The sequence below is a fragment of the Sphingobacterium sp. InxBP1 genome (assembly GCF_026191775.1).
Lineage (GTDB): Bacteria > Bacteroidota > Bacteroidia > Sphingobacteriales > Sphingobacteriaceae > Sphingobacterium > Sphingobacterium thalpophilum.
Window position 1 is genome coordinate 167,094 of record NZ_JAINDX010000040.1, and the last position, 16,004, is coordinate 183,097.

The following is a 16,004-nucleotide window of genomic DNA, read 5'->3' on the forward strand; positions in this document are numbered from 1 at the left end:
GCCAAAACGACTATATTATCCTATTTTTACGCTTCACAAATTTGATTTTAGAAGTTGGCAAAAGAAAAGAAAGTAACCCCGTTGATGCAGCAGTATAATGCGATCAAGGTCAAGTATCCTGGCGCATTGTTGCTGTTCCGTGTTGGCGATTTTTATGAGACGTTTGGTGAGGATGCGATCAAGGCTGCGCAGATTTTGGGCATCGTTCTGACGAAACGCGGCAATGGTTCGGAATCCGAAACGGCGCTGGCGGGCTTCCCGCATCATTCACTGGAGACTTACCTTCCCAAGCTCGTGCGCGCAGGGCAACGGGTAGCCATCTGCGATCAGCTGGAAGATCCCAAAACAACTAAAACAATTGTTAAACGCGGGGTCACAGAACTGGTAACACCAGGGGTTTCTTACAATGACAACATTGTTCAACAAAAGTCCAACAATTACCTGGCTTCCATTTTTACCGAAAAGGATAAGATCGGGATTTCTTTTTTAGATATCTCTACGGGTGAATTTTTGGTGGCGCAAGGAAATGCTGCCTACATCGATAAACTGCTGCAGGGTTTTAAACCAACTGAAATCATCCTCCCCAAAAAGCAGAGCAAGGATTTTATCGAGCAATTTGGATCACAATATTACACCTATTTTCTGGATGAATGGCCTTATACCGGCGACTACGCAACTGAGGCCCTGTTGAAGCACTTTGAGGTGAGTTCCATGAAGGGCTTCGGGGTAGACCGCATGCCTGTGGGGCTTGTCGCTGCCGGAGTCGCATTACATTATCTGAATGAAACCGAACATCGTAATCTGCAGCATATTTCTACACTGTCCCGCATCGAAGAAGACCGTTTTATGTGGCTCGACAGGTTCACGATCCGCAATCTGGAACTGATCGGTTCGATGAATGAAAATGCAGTCACCTTGTCGGATGTCCTCGACCATACAGCCAGTCCGATGGGAGCAAGATTGCTCAGGCGGTGGATTGTGATGCCCCTGAAAGATAGAAAGAGCATTCAGGAACGGCTTAATGTCGTTGATTTCTTTTACAACAACCGGGACCTGCGGGACGAGCTTATTGGCCAGATCAAACAAGTGGGAGACTTAGAGCGTTTGATATCCAAAATTGGTCTTCAAAAAGCAAATCCTAGAGAGATTGTGCAATTAAAACGTGCTCTTTACGCGATTGAGAAACTAAAGGAATTGACAGACCGTGAGGATGCCGAAGCGCTTCGTTCCATTTCCCAGCAATTGGACGCTTGCACGGCCATCCGTGACCGGATCGAACAGCAGCTGCAGGCCGAGCCGCCAGTGGCCATCAATAAAGGTAGTGTCATTGCCGAAGGTGTTGATCCTGAGTTGGACCGCCTGCGGAAGATTGCATTTGGCGGTAAGGATTATCTGCTGGAAATTCAAAAAAGAGAATCTGAGTCAACCGGCATTCCTTCACTCAAGATCGCTTTTAACAACGTCTTTGGTTACTATCTCGAAGTGACCAATACGCATAAAGATAAGGTCCCTGCTGACTGGATCCGCAAACAGACGCTGGTGAATGCTGAGCGTTATATCACCGAAGAGCTCAAAGAATATGAAGAGCAGATTCTTGGTGCTGAGGAAAAGATACAGGCACTGGAAACCAGATTATATGCCGAGTTACTGGCGGCTATAGCTGAGTTTATTAAACCGGTACAGCTCAATGCCCAGCTCATTGCGAAGCTGGATGTGCTGCTCAATTTTGCTGTTGTGGCAGAAAAGAACTACTATGTGAAGCCGGAAGTCAGCGACAGCAAGATTTTGGATATCAAAGGTGGCCGGCATCCAGTCATTGAAAAGAACTTGCCCATAGGGGAGGATTATATCACAAATGATACCTTTCTCGACCCCAGTGCACAGCAGATCATTATTATTACCGGTCCGAATATGGCCGGTAAATCGGCTTTGTTACGCCAGACGGGACTGATTGTGCTCATGGCACAGATCGGTTGTTTTGTGCCCGCCAAAGAAGCAAAGATCGGTGTTGTGGATAAGATATTTACCCGTGTGGGAGCTTCGGACAACCTCTCTTCCGGAGAGTCTACTTTCATGGTGGAAATGAACGAAACCGCAAGTATCATGAATAACTTGTCCGACCGAAGCTTGATTCTACTCGATGAGATCGGACGTGGTACCAGCACCTATGACGGGATTTCCATTGCCTGGGCGATTGCCGAATTCCTGCATAATCATCCCAGTGCTAAGGCAAAGACCTTGTTTGCCACCCATTATCACGAGCTGAATGAGCTGACCACTTCGCTTGACCGTATTAAAAATTACAATGTCACAGTGAAAGAAGTCAATAACAAAGTGATCTTTTTACGGAAGCTTGTACCAGGAGGCTCCGAACATAGCTTCGGAATACATGTCGCCAAACTGGCGGGTATGCCGCCAAAACTGCTTAACCGTGCCAATCAGATCTTAAAGCGGCTGGAACAGGAGCGCACAGGCGGCGAACAGATCAAGGATAGTATGCGCAAAATCCAGAAGCAGGCTTATCAGTTACAGATGTTTGCCATTGATGATCCGGTCCTGAATAAGATTCGGGATATGCTCAATAACTTGGATGTCAACTCGCTTACTCCTGTAGAAGCACTGATGAAATTGGACGAAATACAGCGCTTGCTGAAAAATTAGGTAAGTATACGCGTTGCTTATGGCCTCGATATTCCGGTTTAAACAGTTTGAAGTGGACCAGTCCAGTTGTGCAATGAAGATCAATACGGATGGGGTACTGCTGGCGTCCCTCGCTGATGCGACGGGTGCCAAGCGTATACTGGATGTGGGGACGGGTACCGGTGTAATTGCACTCATGCTGGCGCAGCGCTGTCCGGACAGCCGGGTGGAAGCAGTCGAAATAGATCCGTTAGCTGCCGAGATGGCTGGCAGGAACTTTAATAATTCGATTTTCCGTGACCGGTTATCGATACATGCCAAGGCTTTTCAGCAACTGGAAACAACTTCCCGTTACGATCTTATTGTTTCAAATCCACCTTTCTATACCGATTCGCTGCATAATCCGGATGCTCGCAAGAAACTCGCCAGACATACCGATCTGGGTTTCTTTGCGGAACTTCTTCAATTTGCGGCAGCCTATCTAAGTGCCAGCGGGAAGCTGACGATGATCCTTCCTGTACAGCTCGCAGACACTGTAGTCGGGCTGGCCGCCGGAATCGAGCTGTACTGTACCGGGCAGATTGAGATCCATTCGTTTGTTGGAGAACCTGCTATTCGTAAAATTATTACACTGGCGCGGAATGCAGCGATGGAGGCGGAACGGCGGGAATTTATTATTTATCAGTCCAGGGGAATTTATACCGAATCCTATAAAAGAGCACTAGCACCTTACTTTTTAGCATTTTGATCATGACAAAAATTGGACTCCTCTCTGACACACATTCGTATTTAGATGAAGCTGTATTCAGCTATTTTGCTGACTGTGATGAAATTTGGCATGCTGGTGACTTCGGTGATGCCGCGGTGGCCGACCAGCTGGAATCCTTCAAGCCCTTGCGCGGCGTATATGGGAATATTGATGGCAGGGACCTTCGTATTCGGTTTCCGGAAGATCTCCGGTTTACTTGCGAAGAGGTGGACGTGCTGATGACGCATATCGGCGGCTATCCGGGTAAATATGCACCCCGCATCAAATCGGCATTGATTGCAAATCCGCCGAAACTATTTATCACGGGGCATTCTCATATTCTTAAAGTCATTTTTGATCCCAAAATCCATTGTCTGCATCTAAACCCAGGCGCCGCCGGCAAACATGGCTGGCATAAAGTGCGAACGCTCATGCGTTTTGAAATCAATAAAGACAAGATTGAAAATCTCGAAGTTATAGAGCTGAAGGAAAGATAGGGAGAAGAGATCTGTAATCAGGAAGTCAGATCATTGTGGGAGATGCACAAGTTCGGCTCGGTATTTTTTTACAAATTCTTTCCATTGTTCCTTGATGGTGAAATTGTATCAATTTTCATCGTTCAGTTCATAGTGCCTGATAATGCTATCACTGTGGCTTGTAAGCTGTGGCCACAGCTGTGAAATGTAGCTTAGAGTGAGTCCCGCACTTCGATCAGGAAACTTTTTAGACGTTCCAGGGAGTCTACAACGCGTTGATTTTCTTTTGCTTCGGATTTATTGTCACGGAGATAATCTCTTGCCCCCTGCAGGGTGTAACCTTTCTCCTTTACCAGGTTAAAGATAATTTTTAGGTTGGCGATATCATCCTGAGTAAAAAGGCGATTTCCCTTTTTATTTTTTTTGGGTTGCAGAATATCAAATTCACGCTCGTAAAAACGTATCTGGGAAGCGTTAACGTCAAACATTTCAGTAACTTCTCCCATCGTATAATACAGTTTATTTATCTCACGCTCTTTGTACGGCATATTATTGCAATTTATTCTATAGCAAACTTAATAAAAATTCCAGTTCTAAAAGAAATTTTGCTGGTTCTTATTTTGCTGTCGGGGAAAACAAATCGATGTGGTACAGGAAGTAATCAGGGGAGGGGGGGCAGGGGCCAAGAATACTGATTGTAATTGACGGTAAAATTAGCTAAGTTTGATGATGCTTAGACGTTTTACGATCGCATGATTATCGTTAGCAAATTTTGGACAATTGTATTTTCTTTTGGCAAAGCCAATGCCATCACGATTTTTCCCTTTATCTTCTTAAGGTATCGCATTTTCAAACTGGATGAACAACTGATCCGTCACGAGCGCATCCATCTGCGGCAAGCCCTTGAATTGGGTATTGTGTTTTTTTATCTGTGGTATCTCTGTGAGTTTGTACTTCGCTTTATCCGATTTAAGAATTTTGACCGCGCATACCGAAATATATCCTTTGAGCGTGAAGCTTATCAGCAGGAGCATGACCCCGACTATCTGCTCAGGAGAAAGCTATGGTCTTTTTGGCGCTATCTCTAAAAAAAAGCCCGCCGGCGTTATTGCGCAGCGGGCTCTTGTATAATGTGCCTTGATTGTTATCCAACTAACCTAAGATAGGTTGCTACTTTATCTTTTAACTGTCTGCGATCGACAATAAAATCAAGAAATCCATGTTCCAATACAAACTCAGATGTCTGGAATCCTTTTGGAAGGTCTTTTTTGATCGTTTCTTTGATGACGCGGGGGCCAGCAAATCCGATCAGGGCTCCCGGTTCGGCAATATTAATATCCCCCAGCATGGCATAAGACGCAGTCACTCCTCCCGTTGTTGGGTCTGTCAGCAGACAGACATAAGGGAGCCCGGCTTGTGCAAGTAAGGCTAATTTAGCCGAGGTTTTTGCCATTTGCATTAGGGAGAAAGCCGCTTCCATCATTCGCGCACCACCTGATTTGGAGATCAACATAAACGGTAGTCTATGTTCAATACAGTAATCGATCGAGCGCGCAATTTTTTCGCCCACGACAGATCCCATCGATCCGCCGATAAAGCTAAAATCCATACAGGCAATAACGATGTCCTGACCATTCATTTTGCCATGGGCGGAGCGTAACGCATCTTTAAGTCCAGTCTTGGCCTGACTTTCCTTCAAACGTTCAGGATAAGGTTTGGAATCGAAAAACTCCAGCGGATCGCCTGAGCTTAATGTAGCGAATAGTTCGGTAAATTCGTTATTGTCAAATAAAATTGAAAAATATTCCTTGGAGCCAATTCTTAAGTGGTGGCCACAATATTGACAAACGTAGTCGTTTTCTACTTGTTCAAGATGCAACAAAGGTTTTTTGCATGTAGGACATTTGTTCCACATGCCATCTGGTGCTTCTTTTTTATTAGCGGTAGCTGTGCTAATACCAGCTTTTTCTCTTTTAAACCAACTCATACGATAGTTCTTATTCGACTACAAACTTATATAAAAATGCTTTTATATACAATTATAATTGCGTTGAATGTAAGCAGCAGTTAACCAGCGGTTTCATGAATACGTTTGTATATTGCAGTGGAGGGATAGTACAGATAGAGCTTGGGCTTGTTATTTGTATCGATAAGGCAGAGGAGGAGATCTCAGGTTTGGTGTTTTAAATTTTGGGACACAAAAAAAGGGTAAGCTACTCCTATCGCACCGCTCAACCAAATACCCTTGCTTTGTTCCCAACCTGGGGGAGTCAATGGGAGCTGGTCGTAGAAGACTTACCCGCCACAAAAGTAGAAAAAAAAACAGTTTTTGGAAAGAAAAAATGCGTTTTTATTGTATTTCATTGATTCCCATTGAAATAATTTGTCTGCAGGCGCCTTTACCACAAGCTAACACCGATGATTACGGACATCTCACCCTTTATAGAGAGGAGTCTTCCCATCCTGAATGTATGGGAAGACTTCCGTTGGGGTCACGCTGTGTACAGAACAAAGCCGTGTATCAAGAAGGTGGCCAGCCATTGGACAGCACGATTCTTACATTTTGCTGTCATCGTATTCACCTAAAAGGGAATAATAACCAAATAGGCCTAAACCTAGTGATATAATGGGCGTCAATATGCAGAGGATAATGATTCCGAACACCAGATCTTCCTGATGCCCTGTAGAAATTTTTGGTAAGGCAAGTTCGAAAATGCTAAAATATGCGGTGTATATGGCCAAAATGATCCATACGATTCCGAGTAGTTTTTTAAGGTTATTCATGGTTTGAAGGAGTTGATTTGTTGTTGATATAGAGACTTCCGATGACGAAACAGACGGCTGCAATAATAATTGGATACCATAATCCCGCCAGGTAGAACTGAGATGCATGGGCTGTTTCCGCATTTGTCGTGAGATAGGTGGAGACCGCTGGAAGCAGACCTCCGAATATGCCGTTACCGACATGATATGGCAGGGACATGGATGTGTACCGGATTTTTACCGGGAACAGTTCGACCAGAAAAGCTGCGATGGGGCCATACACCATGGTGATATAAATTATCTGGATGAACAACAGGGCAATTAACCATACGTAATTTTTGCCGCTTAGGTGGACGGTCGTTTTGACGCTCTCCTTTCCTTTAAGATCACCCTCATGATGGTATGTCGTAGCATTGCTCATCTGGGTGCCATCGTCATAGTCAGTTATCGTGACGGAGACCGCTGTGCCCTCTTCGGCCTGTGGTGGCTTGCTTGTCTCGTTTATTTTGGTTTTATGCTGAATGTCGGAGAGATGGTACATCGATTTGTAAATAGGACGGTACGTCAATACGGCGAGCAGCATTCCGGCCAACATAATCCATTTGCGGCCGACTTTATCGCTTAACCAACCAAACACAACAAAAAAGGGTGTCCCAAGCAACAAGGCGATCCCCAGGATGGTGTCAGCCTGATCCGACTGTAGATGCATGACGGTCTTCATGAAACTCATCGAGTAGAATTGGCCGGTATACCAGACAACGCCTTGGCCCATTGCCGCTCCGAAGAGGGCAAGTAGGACAAATTTAAGGTTATAACGATGTCCAAAGCTCTCTTTTAAGGGGTTTGTGCTTGTTTTGCCTTCGGCTTTAGCCTTACTAAATTCGGGCGACTCCTTCATTTTTTTACGGATAAGGTAGGATACGTATACCATCACCAGCGACAGTAGAAAGGGGACCCGCCAGCCCCAGTTGTCAAACTGTGTTTCGCTCAGAAAACTCTTTGTCAGGAGAATAACGACCAAGGAAATAAATAGACCAAAAGTGGCGGTAGTCTGTATCCAGGAGGTCCAGTATCCACGTTGTCCCATGGGTGCATGTTCGGCCACATACGTCGCGGCACCACCATATTCGCCGCCCAAAGCGAGTCCCTGCAGGAGTCTTAAAATCAGAACAATTAGCGGAGCCCAGAAACCTATACTTTCATAGCTGGGAATGCATCCTATCAGAAAGGTGGCACCTCCCATCAACAGAAGAGTCACCATAAACGTGTATTTACGGCCAATGATATCGCCGAGGCGGCCAAAAAAGAGCGCCCCAAAGGGCCTTACCACAAAACCGGCTGCAAAGGTAGCCAATGTTGACAGGAACGCAGCGGTTGGGTTATCAGCCGGGAAAAATTTGGTTGAAATGACGATGGAAAGGCTGCCGAAGATGAAAAAGTCATACCATTCAATGAGTGTTCCCATAGAGGAGGCGCCAATGACTTTCCAGATGCTTTTTGTGTTGTTTTCGTTCATTTAAATTGTGGGTTTAGTTTGGTTTATGCATGTAAATAAAATAGCTTATATCATTCTTGGATCTTATCGTCCCAATGGTCCAGCGGCTTCCGCGGGCCGTCCGGCCGACTTATACATTTTTCCGGGAAGGGCATGAACCAAGGACTGCATTTCCAGTTCCAGCAGGACCAGTGCTAATTTACTCTGAGGCCATTCGAGCTTTTCGATCAGCTGATCGATCCCCAATTGTCCGGCATCATGGATCAGCGCAAGCACTTTTTCCTGATCTTTTTCCGGTTTAAAGCCCAGTTCAAGCTGTTGGCCGGCCTGTTCTTTGCTGATGTCCCAGTTCATTAAATACTCCAGATCTTGCACGTGCCTGATCATATGGGCTCTATTAGTCTTGATCAGGTAGTTGGTACCTTCGCTGCTTTTATCATAAATTGCTCCCGGGAATGCGCAGACATCCCTATGATAACTATTGGCGATCTCTGCGGTAATCAATGCACCGCCTTTGATTGCAGCCTCCACAACAACGGTGACGTCCGCAAGCCCTGCAATAATGCGGTTACGCATGGGAAAATTGGTGCGCTCGGGCAATGTGTTGGACGCAAATTCCGTCAGTAAGCCCCCTTGATTCAACATTCTGGACGCGAGTTCACGATGGGAGGCAGGGTATATCCGGTCCAGACCGTGACCGAGCACTGCTACCGTGGGAATATCATTTTTCAGTGCAAGCCGATGCGCACAGGCGTCTATGCCGTAGGCAAGACCGCTCACGATCAGGATATCCCCGTTCTGATCCAGCTGGCGGATAAAGTCTTCGCATAGCCGTTGCCCATAGGGGGTGGAATGTCTTGTACCCACAATGCTAATTACCTTTTTAGCGTTGAGGTTGCCGTTGCCCTTATAGTAAAGCAGCAGGGGAGCATCGTCACATTGTTTTAACCGTTGCGGATACTGTTCGTCCTCGACCCATAGTGCCTGAATTTGATGTTTATCAATAAATTCAAGTTCACGCTCGCAGTCTTGCAGGTAGGTTCTGCTGCGTATCGCATCGGCAGCAGATTCCCGCATGCCCGGTATTTGCATTAATTCTCTTTTGGAATACGAAAAAAGGTCTTCCAGGTTCTCTGTATGCGTAAGGATACGCCGTGCTGTCCGAGGGCCAATGCCCTTGATTTTGGTCAAAGCTATGGGATAGATCAGTTTCATAATTGGGTACTTTAAAGATAGTGAAAATTATAACTCCTTGTATAACTTTTTAGTATGGTTTGCATGGTTGAGCTTCTTGCAGAAGTGACTCCGGCCATGCACATGCCTTGGGAAGATGCGCGATATTTGCTAGCTTTGTGGATAGAAAAGTAATGTTATGAACACGAAAGAACCCTTCGATATTGAATTAGGTGATGTGATTTATTCTATATTCCCCGAGGAGGAGGATACTTATGTCATTTTCAAAGACGGCACAGAATATGTGAAAATCATTAAGGACACCGATACCAGCTGGCTGAAATTAAACCCAGAGACTGAACTACCCATGTTTGGCATGGATGAGGAGATCAATCTGATCGGCGAAGAGATAAAGAAAGAGCTGGGATTTTAACAGGCGTTAAAGATCGTTAAATCCATACTCACTTGATGGATAGTTGACTATTTTAGGGTAATCAATTATCACATGGTACGTATTAGCTTTCTCGTTTTGCTGCTTGCCGGCCTCTGTTTCACTGTCGATCGATCGGTTGTAGCTCATTCCCGAAACTCTATGCCACAGGATACTACAAAAAAGGGGGATACGCTGCGGCTCGATACCGTCCAGCTAAAAGGCATCAATTCAACTGCAAAAGATAAGTTCGATCAGAAGAAGTCGGAGTATAAGTCCATTTACTTTTGGGGGGACACCAAGGACATGGTAACTTTGCCCCATCAGGGTGGCCTTGCGGTCAATCTCAATAAGCTTTATAACAAATTTAGTCGCAAGGGCCGTCATTCCAGAAGACTACAGCGTCAATTTGAACGCGAATACGAAGCGGATCTAGTACGTGAAGAATGGTTTGCGCTGACCAAGGAGTATACTGTCCTTTCGGGCGATTCGCTGACCAAATTTAGGATGTATTATCAGCCCACCCTAAAATGGTTGCGCGGAAAGGATAATTACGAAAAGATAGCTTACATACAGCATTGTCTGAAATGCTATCTTGATTCTGTTGAGCTGATCCACAGCCGCCTCAGTTTACCGGGAGGCGATGTAAAACCTTAATTACATCGGCACATATACCAGATATTTCGTTTCGAAAAACTCTTCTCTGAAATAGCTCGACAAGGGATGCAGTTCAGCTTTTAATCTGGACTCCTTGATCTCTTCACTAAGGTCACCGCCTTTGAGGTAAAGGATACCGTTGGGAATACCATTTTTATCCTTTTTTTGAAATTTATTGCGTATCCAAGGGGCAAATTCTCCCAGTCGTGTTACGGCCCTTGAAATCACAAAATCGTATTTATCATCCAGCTGTTCGGCACGGATATGATCGGCTTCAACGTTTTGGAGGCCCAGTCCCGCCGCCACTTCGCGGACCACTTTGATTTTTTTTCCGATCGAATCGACCAGATGGAATCTGACCTCAGGAAATAAGATGGCCATGGGGATCCCCGGGAAGCCCCCGCCTGTGCCTACGTCAAGGATGCGTGTTCCTGGTGCCAGCTCCTGAACGAATTTAGCTATTCCCAGCGAATGCAGGACATGGTGAAGGTATAAGCTGTCAATATCTTTGCGTGAGATTACATTGATCTGGCTATTCCAAAAAGTATATAGCTCAGCAAGCTGGGCAAATTGCTCTTTTTGTATATCCGTCATTTTCGGAAAATAAGAGTAGATGATATCGACTGTAGGATTCAAAACGTAAAAATTTAAGAGTAAATTATTTCCAGCTTATTTTTTTCTTTTTTCTGCTGAACAAACCGTTGGTGCAAATATAAAAATAGTAGATGAAGTCTACCAACGGTAGCCACCAAATCAATTCTTTTACTTCCAGTTTTCTATAAATGTTGCTAAATACAGCCCATTGCGCAAACAGGCGAAGTAGGTATGCTGATAAGGGGACATACCAAAATGCAGGGAATACAATGGCGACGGTAATGGCAGCGAGGTAAAACAGCGCCGCCGAAACCAACTGCGTGCCAAGCATGCGCTGATGGCGTTTTTTATAGATCGTGGAGGCTCCCGAATGTCTGGCTTTCTGCTTGTAATAGCTTTTCCATGTGGTCTTCGGCACTGAATATACAAATGATGTCGGATGCAGGGCAATGTTGACATTGGTCCTTGTTGCATTTTGGTTGACAAAGAGGTCGTCGTCACCGGACTTAATGTGCATGTGCGCAGCAAACCCCTTGTTACGGAAAAAGAGTTCCTTTTTGTATGCCATATTGCGTCCCACACCCATGTAAGCATCTCCTTTAAGTGCGTAAGATAAATAGCTCATGGCGGTATGTGTGGTTTCAAACCGGATCAAAAGGTTTAATAAGCCCCTTTTCTTGAAATAAGGGGAGTAACCCAATACAATTTCGGTCCCGGGCGTAAAAGCCCCGGCTATGTCCCGCAGCCATTGATTGGACTGTGGTGCACAGTCTGCATCTGTAAAAACCAGGGTCTGGAATCTGGATGCTTTGATCCCCATGCTTACGGCGAATTTTTTTCCGTGTTTCAGGCGGATATGCTCCTTGATATCCACAATTTTAAGATGGGGATGCTGCTGGCTGAATTCCTGCAGGATCCAGGGGGTATGATCTGTAGAGAAATCGTTGACTACAATAACCTCAAACTCGGGATAATCCTGCGTAAGGATAGCTGGCAAATATTCACGAAGATTATCTTCCTCATTGTGGGCGCAGATAATCAGCGACAATGGCGGAAGGGAATCCGTCTCGTTGTGGTGCTCCACCTGATAACTGCTCAATTTGCTGTAAACAAATAAGATGTAATATAATTGTACCAATAGGAGAAGACCTAATATCCCAAAAGCAATATCGGGAAGATTGGCCAAGATTACATGTAGGTCAAGCATAGCCCACAAAGATACGCGCATTCCTAATCTTTTTATAAAGGAAAATGATAATTTATTCCCGAAACATCCTCTTTGCAAATCTTTTTATAGTATTTTTGCAACATATTTAAGGGAGATAGGTCTAAGCCATTGGGACAAAGCAATCGGACCTGCAGGGGAAGGTATTGCTGTGAGCCTTTGTTGGAAGTTTGGGACAGTTTTGAAAAAGTTGTCCTGGATAACCTTTCCGTTAAAGTCAAATTAGTCTCAGAGGAATATATTCATGAAATTTACGCTACAAGCACAAGATAAATTGTCAAAAGCACGTGCAGGTGTTGTCGAAACTGCACATGGTCCCATCCAAACACCTATTTTTATGCCGGTTGGTACGGCAGGTACCGTAAAGGCCATCCATCAACACGAATTAAAAAATGATATCGAAGCCCAGATTATCCTGGGGAATACCTATCATCTTTACTTGCGTCCGGGGCTGAAGGTATTAAATAAGGCTGGTGGCTTGCACAAATTTAACGGCTGGGACCGTCCGATTTTGACCGACTCAGGTGGCTATCAGGTGTACTCCTTGACCGAAGTCCGTAAAATTAAAGAAGAAGGGGTGACATTTCGTTCCCATATCGATGGATCGAAGCATTTATTTACCCCCGAAAATGTGATGGATACGCAACGGATTATCGGCGCAGATATTATTATGGCATTTGATGAGTGTACACCGTATCCCTGTGACTACAGTTATGCACGCCGTTCGCTGGACATGACACACCGCTGGCTGAAACGTTGCGTGGACCGCTTTGACAGCACCGATCCATTGTATGGATATGAGCAGACCTTGTTTCCTATTGTGCAGGGATCAGTCTATAAGGATCTCAGAATTAAATCTGCTGAAACCATTGCTTCATTCAATCGGGAAGGTAACGCGATTGGAGGTCTTTCTGTTGGCGAGCCTGCAGAGGAGATGTACGCGATGACTGAGGTGGTCTGTGACATCCTGCCAAAAGACAAACCCCGTTACCTGATGGGGGTGGGTACACCTGTCAATATTCTTGAGAATATTGCGCTGGGTGTGGATATGTTTGACTGTGTGATGCCGACACGTAACGCGAGAAATGGAATGCTTTTTACGCAGAACGGTATTATTAATATTAAAAACGAAAAATGGAAAGATGACTTTTCGCCGATTGAAGCGGAAAGTGATCTGCATGCGGATCAGTTCTATACCAAGGCTTATTTACGCCATCTCATAAAATCACAGGAAATTTTGGGAGCGCAGATTGCCTCATTGCATAATTTGCATTTTTATCTTTGGCTCGTCAATCAGGCTAGGGAGAAAATTATAGCAGGTACATTTTATGACTGGAAAAATAAAATGGTGAAAATTCTGGATCAGCGTTTGTAATAGAGTCGGATAAAATAAATGAGATGAATACTCAAATCTAAATATATGCTTTCGTTAATTGACCGGTACATCATAAAAAAATACTTGACGACCTTTGTGTTTACCATGGCCATATTTACCGTGGTAATGGTTGTTTTTGACGTATCCGAACGGTTAGACGATTTTCTGAAATACAAAGCACCGCTGGACAAGATCATTTTTGAGTATTATGCAGGGTTTATTCCCTTTTATCTCAATTTTCTCTGTCCATTGATCAATTTTATTGCGGTTATCTTTTTTACGTCCAAGATGGCTGATCAGACCGAAATTGTTCCAATATTGAGTGCGGGGTATAGTTTTAACCGCTTGCTCCGTCCGTATATGATCGCGGCAACCTTGATCTTTGCGGTCTCGCTGGTGTTCAATATTTTTATTATTCCGCATACGAATAAAATGAAGGTGGACTTTGAGAACATTTATGTTAAACCTTTAAAGGACAATTCAAGGGTCTCGACCCATATGCAGCTTGATAAAAACAGCTACGTGTATATTGATAACTTTGACAATACCACCAAGACCGGATATGGGTTTGTTCTCGAAATCTTTAAGGGGGACACACTCAGAGAGAAAATGATGGCGGACCGGATTACCTGGGATTCGGTGGCGACCAAATGGAAGATTGAAGGATATACCAACAGGGTCATCAATGGTCTGCATGAGCGGATGGACAAAGGTGCGGTCAAGGACACCACATTGGATATGAAGCCCTCGGATTTTGAATTGCGGGACAATATGTTTACGGCGATGGATACCCGCGAGCTGAATACCCGGATCCGTAAAGAGGAGATCAGGGGAACGGGTGTGATGACCGATTTGTTGCTGGAAAAGTACAAACGTTATATTTACCCGTTTTCGGCATTCGTACTGACGCTTATGGGGGTTGCTCTCTCTTCGAAAAAGGTCCGGGGCGGAATCGGCTTAAGTCTGGGAATCGGGATCGGCCTCAGTTTTACGTACATCGTATTCATTCAGTTTGCAAATATGTTTTCATTAAAAGGGGGATTACCACCATTGATTGCCGTGCTAATCCCGAACGTCACTTTTCTGCTGGTGGCCATATATCTAGCGATCAAAGCACCGAAATAACTCTATTGGATGCAGACAGGTCGGAAGGGTAAAACATAAGGGAATACAATAACAGCAAAGATCGCTGATCGCGATATATATACATATTAAGGGTTAAGGGAAAATGGCCAAACTTCATCTAAATCGGAATGTTTTAATTCTGCATTTGACTATACTTATCTGGGGATTCACGGGGATTTTGGGTAGCCTCATTTCTGTTTCTGCCATTCATCTGGTTTGGTACCGTGTGGCCATAGCTTCGGTTTCATTGCTGGTATATTTTTTAGTGACTAAGCAGCAGATTTTAGTTGCCGGAAAGCAGGCGCTTCAATTTTTTATGGTTGGCGCAGTTGTGGGCCTGCATTGGGTGCTTTTCTTTTACTCCATTAAGGTATCGACTGTGTCAGTCACGCTGGTGACCCTGTCGTCAGTGACGTTATTTACCGCTATACTCGAACCTATAGTCAATAAAAAACGTATTGCCTTGCTTGATATTGTCGTTGGACTGGTCATTATTTTGGGCATTTATACTATATTCTCCTTCGAAACACATTATCTGGTGGGTCTGATGGCCGGCCTTGGCTGCGCCTTCTGTGCGAGCATATTTTCCATTGCCAATGCCCGCATGGTTAAAAAGTCAAGCCCCACACTGATCACGTTCTATGAAATGGTGGGAGCATGTTTCTGGATCAGCCTACTGATGCTATATACGGGTGACTTTAATGGGGCGATGCTGTTGGGACAGCAGGACCTGATCTATCTGCTATTATTAGGAGTGGTCTGCACAGCAGTGGCCTATGTGATGGGAGTTGCGGTAATGAAAGAACTTTCGGCTTTTACCGTTGCCTTGACCACTAACCTTGAACCGGTCTACGGCATCCTATTGGCGGTGTTGATTTTTGGACAGAAAGAAACCATGAGTGGTGGATTTTATCTGGGAGCATGTATTGTGCTGGGGGCAGTCTTCACCTATCCGTATATTAAAACAAAACTGGATAAAAGACAAAAGGGGCTCATCATTCGTAAATTGCATTAAAACATTAGACTCTCCGAAAGACGTCGTTGGAGGTGCAGCGAGCATGTGCTAGACTGCTTGTCGTTGTGATAGACGAATGGCAGTATGCTGCAAATTGCATAGAGATTGGCGTAAAAAGCCTGCAGTCCGCTACAAACGATAAGGAGGCTGCGTTGAACGGATAGGAGTTTAGGTTAAAATGGGTGTTGTTTACCCGAGCAGAATAGTGGAGAAGGACCGAATATGATAAAAGCACCCTAAGGTGCTTTTATCGTATGGAAAAGCGTCAGGATAACCTGAGCACTCTTT

16 protein-coding genes and 1 other RNA gene are annotated in these 16,004 nt (G+C 44.8%); 9 read left to right on the forward strand and 8 right to left on the reverse strand.

Features of this window, described 5'->3' with window-relative positions:
• Positions 1 to 54 precede the first annotated feature (54 nt).
• The 3 genes from mutS to K7A41_RS05050 are packed head-to-tail and all read left to right on the forward strand — an operon-like array spanning position 55 to position 3,885.
• Positions 55 to 2,661, forward strand: coding sequence for a DNA mismatch repair protein MutS (mutS, locus tag K7A41_RS05040; RefSeq protein ID WP_265712845.1), 2,607 nt, complete (start codon positions 55 to 57; stop codon positions 2,659 to 2,661).
• 19 nt (positions 2,662 to 2,680) lie between these two features.
• On the forward strand, positions 2,681 to 3,388 hold the full coding sequence (locus tag K7A41_RS05045; RefSeq protein WP_265712846.1) for a tRNA1(Val) (adenine(37)-N6)-methyltransferase: 708 nt from the start codon (positions 2,681 to 2,683) through the stop codon (positions 3,386 to 3,388).
• Between the two features lie 2 nt (positions 3,389 to 3,390).
• The gene (locus K7A41_RS05050) at positions 3,391 to 3,885 is read left to right on the forward strand and encodes a metallophosphoesterase family protein (RefSeq protein WP_265712847.1); all 495 of its coding nucleotides are present in this window, start codon (positions 3,391 to 3,393) and stop codon (positions 3,883 to 3,885) included.
• Between the two features lie 191 nt (positions 3,886 to 4,076).
• Here the strand turns inward: K7A41_RS05050 and K7A41_RS05055 are convergent, their stop codons facing one another.
• The gene (locus K7A41_RS05055) at positions 4,077 to 4,412 is read right to left on the reverse strand and encodes a MerR family transcriptional regulator (RefSeq protein WP_028072527.1); all 336 of its coding nucleotides are present in this window, start codon (positions 4,410 to 4,412) and stop codon (positions 4,077 to 4,079) included.
• Positions 4,413 to 4,616: 204 nt separating this feature from the next.
• On the opposite strand from K7A41_RS05055, the gene K7A41_RS05060 reads away from it, so the two are divergent.
• Positions 4,617 to 4,952: a hypothetical protein gene (locus tag K7A41_RS05060; RefSeq protein ID WP_028072528.1), complete on the forward strand. Its 336-nt coding sequence runs from the start codon at positions 4,617 to 4,619 to the stop codon at positions 4,950 to 4,952.
• Between the two features lie 56 nt (positions 4,953 to 5,008).
• On the opposite strand, the gene accD is transcribed toward K7A41_RS05060, so the two are convergent.
• From accD to dprA, 5 genes are all read right to left on the reverse strand, one after another.
• Positions 5,009 to 5,851: an acetyl-CoA carboxylase, carboxyltransferase subunit beta gene (gene accD, locus K7A41_RS05065; RefSeq protein ID WP_028072529.1), complete on the reverse strand. Its 843-nt coding sequence runs from the start codon at positions 5,849 to 5,851 to the stop codon at positions 5,009 to 5,011.
• Between the two features lie 216 nt (positions 5,852 to 6,067).
• Positions 6,068 to 6,165: signal recognition particle sRNA small type (gene ffs / locus K7A41_RS05070), an RNA gene on the reverse strand.
• A gap of 255 nt (positions 6,166 to 6,420) precedes the next feature.
• Complete coding sequence (locus K7A41_RS05075; RefSeq protein WP_028072530.1) at positions 6,421 to 6,648, reverse strand: DUF6814 family protein; 228 nt, start codon at positions 6,646 to 6,648, stop codon at positions 6,421 to 6,423.
• Complete coding sequence (locus K7A41_RS05080; RefSeq protein ID WP_028072531.1) at positions 6,641 to 8,143, reverse strand: MFS transporter; 1,503 nt, start codon at positions 8,141 to 8,143, stop codon at positions 6,641 to 6,643. The genes K7A41_RS05075 and K7A41_RS05080 overlap by 8 nt, the downstream gene beginning before the upstream one ends.
• Positions 8,144 to 8,206: 63 nt before the next feature.
• A complete protein-coding gene (dprA, locus tag K7A41_RS05085) occupies positions 8,207 to 9,337 on the reverse strand; it encodes a DNA-processing protein DprA (RefSeq protein WP_265712848.1) in 1,131 nt (376 codons plus the stop codon).
• A gap of 157 nt (positions 9,338 to 9,494) precedes the next feature.
• On the opposite strand from dprA, the gene K7A41_RS05090 reads away from it, so the two are divergent.
• Together K7A41_RS05090 and K7A41_RS05095 are read left to right on the forward strand one after the other, a co-directional pair.
• The gene (locus K7A41_RS05090; protein ID WP_265712849.1) at positions 9,495 to 9,728 is read left to right on the forward strand and encodes a hypothetical protein; all 234 of its coding nucleotides are present in this window, start codon (positions 9,495 to 9,497) and stop codon (positions 9,726 to 9,728) included.
• A gap of 72 nt (positions 9,729 to 9,800) precedes the next feature.
• Positions 9,801 to 10,382, forward strand: coding sequence for a hypothetical protein (locus K7A41_RS05095; RefSeq protein ID WP_037534697.1), 582 nt, complete (start codon positions 9,801 to 9,803; stop codon positions 10,380 to 10,382).
• On the opposite strand, the gene rsmG is transcribed toward K7A41_RS05095, so the two are convergent.
• Both rsmG and K7A41_RS05105 read right to left on the reverse strand, forming a co-directional pair.
• Positions 10,383 to 11,018, reverse strand: a complete 636-nt coding sequence (gene rsmG, locus K7A41_RS05100; RefSeq protein ID WP_028072534.1) for a 16S rRNA (guanine(527)-N(7))-methyltransferase RsmG — start codon at positions 11,016 to 11,018, stop codon at positions 10,383 to 10,385.
• Between the two features lie 22 nt (positions 11,019 to 11,040).
• Positions 11,041 to 12,204 (reverse strand): glycosyltransferase, encoded by a 1,164-nt coding sequence (locus K7A41_RS05105; protein WP_232048627.1) that lies wholly within the window; start codon positions 12,202 to 12,204, stop codon positions 11,041 to 11,043.
• 241 nt (positions 12,205 to 12,445) lie between these two features.
• Between K7A41_RS05105 and tgt the strand changes: the two genes are divergently transcribed.
• The 3 genes from tgt to K7A41_RS05120 all read left to right on the forward strand — a co-directional run bounded on the left by tgt (position 12,446) and on the right by K7A41_RS05120 (position 15,716).
• Positions 12,446 to 13,576: a tRNA guanosine(34) transglycosylase Tgt gene (gene tgt / locus K7A41_RS05110; RefSeq protein WP_028072536.1), complete on the forward strand. Its 1,131-nt coding sequence runs from the start codon at positions 12,446 to 12,448 to the stop codon at positions 13,574 to 13,576.
• A gap of 45 nt (positions 13,577 to 13,621) precedes the next feature.
• The gene (locus K7A41_RS05115) at positions 13,622 to 14,701 is read left to right on the forward strand and encodes an LptF/LptG family permease (protein ID WP_037534699.1); all 1,080 of its coding nucleotides are present in this window, start codon (positions 13,622 to 13,624) and stop codon (positions 14,699 to 14,701) included.
• 103 nt (positions 14,702 to 14,804) lie between these two features.
• Positions 14,805 to 15,716, forward strand: coding sequence for a DMT family transporter (locus K7A41_RS05120; RefSeq protein WP_265712850.1), 912 nt, complete (start codon positions 14,805 to 14,807; stop codon positions 15,714 to 15,716).
• Positions 15,717 to 16,004: the final 288 nt, after the last annotated feature.